Consider the following 5265-nt stretch of genomic DNA (forward strand, 5'->3'; position numbering starts at 1 on the left):
TTCCAGAGCAAGGGGCATTAGCGAAGTGGCTCATTGACCATTCTTGTGCAGAACGAGTATTTTTCTGTAACTCGGGAGCGGAGGCTAATGAAGCTGCTATCAAACTGGCACGGAAATATGGCCACACTGTGCTCGATATTGAACAACCAGTGATTTTGACCGCTAACGCCAGTTTCCATGGGCGAACCTTAGCAACAATCACGGCTACTGGTCAGCCTAAGTACCAAAAAAACTTTGACCCTTTGGTACCTGGGTTCGAGTACGTACCCTATAACGATATTCAGGCATTGGAAAATGCGATCGCAGATATTGATGAGGGAAATCGGCGGGTAGCAGCAGTGATGCTCGAACCATTGCAGGGAGAAGGGGGTGTTCGCCCAGGAGACCTAGACTACTTCCAGCAAGTTAGAAAGATCTGTAATGAAACTGGCATCCTACTGATTCTAGATGAAGTTCAGGTGGGTATGGGTCGCACTGGTAAATACTGGGGCTATCAGAATCTGGGAATAGAGCCAGATATCTTCACCAGTGCTAAGGGATTGGCTGGTGGCATTCCCATTGGAGCGATGATGTCTAAGAAATTCTGTGATATCTTCCAACCGGGAGAGCACGCTAGCACCTTTGGTGGTAATCCCTTTGTCTGTGCAGTTGCCCTATCTGTAGGAAAAACCTTGGAACAGGAGAATATTTTGCAAAATGTTCAGGTGCGGGGTGAACAGCTGCGCACCAGACTCTCAGCGATCGCTGATAAATATCCCGAAGTGATTGAAGAAGTGCGAGGCTGGGGTTTAATTAATGGGCTTGAACTGAAATCAAATATTGATCTAACTTCAATCGATGTAGTTAAAGCTGTGATGGAACGGGGTTTGTTGTTGGTACCAGCAGGACCAAAGGTAGTTCGCTTTGTTCCACCCCTAATTGTCTCAGCTGAGGAAGTTGACCAAGCGGCTCTTATTGTAGAGCAAGCCTTACAAGCTTTAGCTTAACCGTCAACCCTCAACCGTCAAGTATCAACAATCTCGATAATCTTAACTTTAACTTGACCCTCACCTAACTGAATTTGTAGTTCTTCTCCAGGAGCCAAATTCTCTGTAGACGAAGCAATGGTTCCCTCTGCGGTGCGCACTAGTGCATAGCCTCGTTGTAGGACTTTTTGAGGGTCAAGGCTATTGAGCTTTTCCTTGAGAAGTTGACAGTGCTGGATCCCTTGGCTCAGACGCTTTGATGTCACTTGCAATAATCGCTGATGCTGGAATTCAATCGCATTTTGTTCCTGGTGTAGTTGTTGGTCTAGAGCTAGGTGTCGCAATCGTGTTCGTAGATGGTGCAGTTTATGGCAAGATGCCTCTGTGATTTGAGTCACCGCTTGATAAAGGGTAGTCCGCCGCTGTTGATGTTCAGCATAAAGGGTGATCAGTTCTGGTACAGCTTTTTCCGCTGCTGCTGTCGGGGTGTGAGCACTGTGATCAGCTACTAAGTCAGCTAAAGATTCATCCCGTTGATGACCAATACCGGTGATCACCGGTATTGAGCATTGAGCAATTGCTCGCACCACCCGTTCATCATTGAAACAAGCTAAATCCTCTGATGCTCCACCCCCCCGAGCTAATATCAGTAGTTTGGCTCTGCCATCCCGCTCGACTCGATCAATAGCGTTAACTATTGATGCGATCGCAAGTTCCCCCTGAACCTGAGCCGGTGAAAACAAGACTCGTAAACCAGGATACCGTTGCTGTAGTGTACGTTTAATATCTCCCCAAGCAGCCGCTTGGGGAGAGGTAACTACAGCAATAGTTTCAGGATGAATCGGCAGGGGGCGCTTTCGTTGTGGGTCAAATAATCCTTCGGCTTCCAATCGTTGGCGTAATTGGCGTGAGCGCAAGGCTTGCAACCCCTCACCCGCCGGTAAGGCTTGCCAGACATTCAGCTGATACTGTCCCCGCTGAGGATAAACTCGGAGGCTGCCCAAAATAATCAACTGTTCTCCTACTGCTGGTAGCTGCACCAGCTTGCTTAACTGGCTCCTCCAGGCTACACACTGTATAGTAGCCTTGGCATCTGGGTCTTGGAGGGTAAAAAACATCCCTTTTGGATGGTGGTTGCTACTAGAAACTTCTCCAATCACCCAAACTCTATGGAGTTGGTTATCTTCCTCTAACAACTCTTGGATATAGTCGGTTAACCCAGCAACCGACACAATTGCTTCTGAGAATAGGGAATTGATTGTAGATGAGTTCATTGTATCGGTAATCGTTAATAAATTAATAATTTTTCATATCATGCTCTTGATTGTTTCCTAGTGACTGATCAAGGCTTTTGCTGATTCTATATAATCAATTTTAGTTAAATCCTGAACAAAAGTATTTCCTAGTGGGTAGCCCATGCCAAGATTCATACCCATAGCAACAGGTGCGCGCCCGTTCGCGCCCCGCGTCTCCTACGGAGAACGGAAAGCGAAGCTATCAGAAAATTTCACTAGTTCCTTTCAGATAATTTCTTTACAAATAAGTACTTTTGTACTATACTTTACCCAAGTACTGATCCTCCTCAGCATTCCTACCCAGCTTAACCAAGCAGTTTTGCAGAGAGGAGTAACTTAGTTAAAAATTCGCGGTACAACGCGATACTATAAGTATGTTGTTAACTGTAGTTCGGGGACTAAGTAGCTTAAACCAATAGTGTGCCAGACTTATGCAAAGAGCCTTCAAGACCCAATTAAAACTGAATAACAGACAAAAAACCTTGATGGCTCAACACGCCGGCTATTCAAGATGGGTTTGGAATTGGGCTTTAAATATATGGAACGAAGCTTATCAAGCCGGTTTAAAACCTTCCGCTAACAAGCTTAAAAAGTTCTACACCAATCATGTGAAGCCTCAATATACCTGGCAAGCTACCTTAAGTTCTAGGGTTTATCAATTCGTCTTCATGCACTTAGGAGAAGCATTCAATCGCTTTTTCAAAGGTACGGCTCAACATCCGAAATTCAAGAAAAAAGGTAGAAATGATAGCTTTACCCTGGATAACTGTGGGAAGGTGATGGAGTTTTCAGGAACTCGATTAAAACTCCCCTTTATTGGATGGGTTAGCACCTATGAACCTCTACCCGAAATCCAGACTAAGCGAGTCACAATCAGTCGAGTAGCTAATTCTTGGTATATCTCTGTAGCCTACGAATTTGAGTCGGAATCTACCCCAAAGTCTAGAGAATATCTGGGTGTTGATGTGGGAGTTAAAGTTTTAGCTACCTGTTCGGATGGGACTGTATTTCATAATCCCAGAGCATACAAGCAAGCTCAAAATAAACTAGCCCGACTTCAAAGAGAACTATCTAGAAGACAGATAGGTTCTAACAACAGAAATAAGACTCAGCTGAAATTAGCGAAAGTTCATCAACGCATCGCTAACATCCGGAAAGATGCAATCCATAAATTAACCTCTTGGCTTTGCAAGAACCACGCAGTCATTGGGTTAGAAAATTTGAATGTTTCCGGTCTGTTGAAAAACCACAAAGCACGCAGGTGCTATAGCCGATGCCGCTCTTTATGAAATTCGTCGCCAGGTCGAATATAAGTCGGAGTGGTACGGCTGCCAACTGGTTTTTGCGGATAGGTTCTATCCATCCACTAAAACCTGTTCAAGCTGTGGTCATGTTCAAGAAATGCCACTCAAAGAACGAGTTTTTAATTGTGAGGCTTGCGATTACACCGCTGATCGTGATCTGAACGCAAGCCTTAATTTAGAACGTTATGCCGAGGGCTTCTCGGTTTAAGCCTGTGGAATAGGAAGTGCCGACACCCTATGAAACCCAGATAATCTGGAGGAAGCAGGAAGGGAACTTTAACACGGTTTCTACCGAGTTATATCAGTTTCTCATAGCAGCTCAAGGAGCTTAAACAGTTAAAATGGATCATTAATTATAGTCTATAATTCCTTGAGCAACATCCCCTTTCAATCCCCCATGTTTCTTTAGGGGGAGAATTAAAACTACAAAACCCGTCCCGATACAGTAAATTTTTTGAGGCATCCATGGCTACCCCAATCACAAACAGTCCCGAAAAAGAAAAAGCTCTGAACCTGGTACTAAAACAAATTGAGCGTAGTTTTGGTAAAGGTGCCATCATGCGCTTGGGTGATGCCACCCGCATGAAAGTGGAAACAATTCGGAGTGGGGCAATTACCCTAGATTTAGCCTTGGGGGGTGGTCTGCCAAAAGGTCGCATTATTGAAATTTATGGTCCAGAAAGCTCTGGTAAGACAACCCTAGCGTTGCATGCTGTCTCAGAAGTCCAAAAATCTGGGGGAGTTGCAGCGTTTGTTGATGCAGAACATGCTCTTGATCCCACCTACTCTGCAGCTTTGGGGGTTGACATCGAAAACCTTTTAGTATCTCAACCTGACACAGGGGAATCAGCCCTAGAAATTGTGGATCAACTGGTTCGTTCTGCGGCAGTGGATATCGTTGTGATTGACTCCGTAGCTGCTTTGGTACCCCGTGCAGAAATTGAGGGGGAAATGGGTGACAACCAAGTTGGGTTACAGGCGCGGTTGATGAGTAAAGCGCTGCGAAAAATTGCTGGTAACATTGGTAAGTCTGGGTGTACTGTTATTTTCCTCAATCAGCTACGACAAAAAATCGGCATCACCTATGGTAGCCCAGAGGTGACTACGGGTGGTAATGCACTTAAGTTCTATGCTTCAGTTCGCCTGGATATTCGTCGAATTCAAACCCTGAAAAAATCTAACGAGGGGGAATATGGGATTCGTGCCAAAGTCAAAGTTGCCAAAAATAAAGTTGCCCCTCCTTTCCGCATTGCAGAGTTTGACATTATTTTTGGCCAAGGGATTTCCCGCTTAGGGTGTCTGGTGGATTTAGCAGAACAAACCAAAGTCATTCTGCGCAAGGGAGCCTGGTATAGCCACAATGGAGACAATATTGCTCAAGGTCGGGATAATACAGTTAAGTATTTAGTTGAACATCCCGAGTTTGCTGAGAATATTGAGCAGCAAGTACGTCAGGCCCTCGACATGGGAGCAGTAGTTTCCGCTAACTCAGTGGCTCCTATGGATAGCAAGGACGGAGATAGCATCGAAGCAGGAGATGAGGAGGCTTAATTTATTAGTTATCAGCAATCAGCAATCAGCAATCAGCAATCAGCAATCAGCAATCAGCTATCAGCTATCAGCTATCAGCAATCAGTTATCAGCTATCAGCTATCAGCTTTTGAATAAGCGATGCAGCCCGCGCTGCCGTGGTTCCTCCCA

Annotated in this window: 3 protein-coding genes and 1 pseudogene; 3 read left to right on the plus strand and 1 reads right to left on the minus strand. The window is 45.1% G+C overall.

Annotation, left to right across the window (positions count from 1 at the left end):
* Window positions 1-986, plus strand: a 986-nt coding sequence (locus tag F6K57_RS35915; protein ID WP_293072847.1) for an aspartate aminotransferase family protein, incomplete at its 5' end; no start/stop codon positions are given.
* A gap of 17 nt (window positions 987-1003) precedes the next feature.
* On the opposite strand, the gene xseA is transcribed toward F6K57_RS35915, so the two are convergent.
* Entirely contained in the window at window positions 1004-2239 is a 1236-nt protein-coding gene (xseA, locus tag F6K57_RS35920; protein WP_293072850.1) for an exodeoxyribonuclease VII large subunit, read from the minus strand.
* A 452-nt stretch (window positions 2240-2691) separates the two neighbouring features.
* Between xseA and F6K57_RS35925 the strand changes: the two are divergent.
* Window positions 2692-3772, plus strand: a pseudogene (locus tag F6K57_RS35925) (RNA-guided endonuclease TnpB family protein).
* A 257-nt stretch (window positions 3773-4029) separates the two neighbouring features.
* Window positions 4030-5115: a recombinase RecA gene (gene recA, locus F6K57_RS35930; protein ID WP_075900675.1), complete on the plus strand. Its 1086-nt coding sequence runs from the start codon at window positions 4030-4032 to the stop codon at window positions 5113-5115.
* The last annotated feature ends 150 nt before the right edge of the window (window positions 5116-5265 follow it).

The organism is Moorena sp. SIO4A5, from assembly GCF_010672005.1.
Taxonomy (GTDB): Bacteria; Cyanobacteriota; Cyanobacteriia; order Cyanobacteriales; family Coleofasciculaceae; genus Moorena.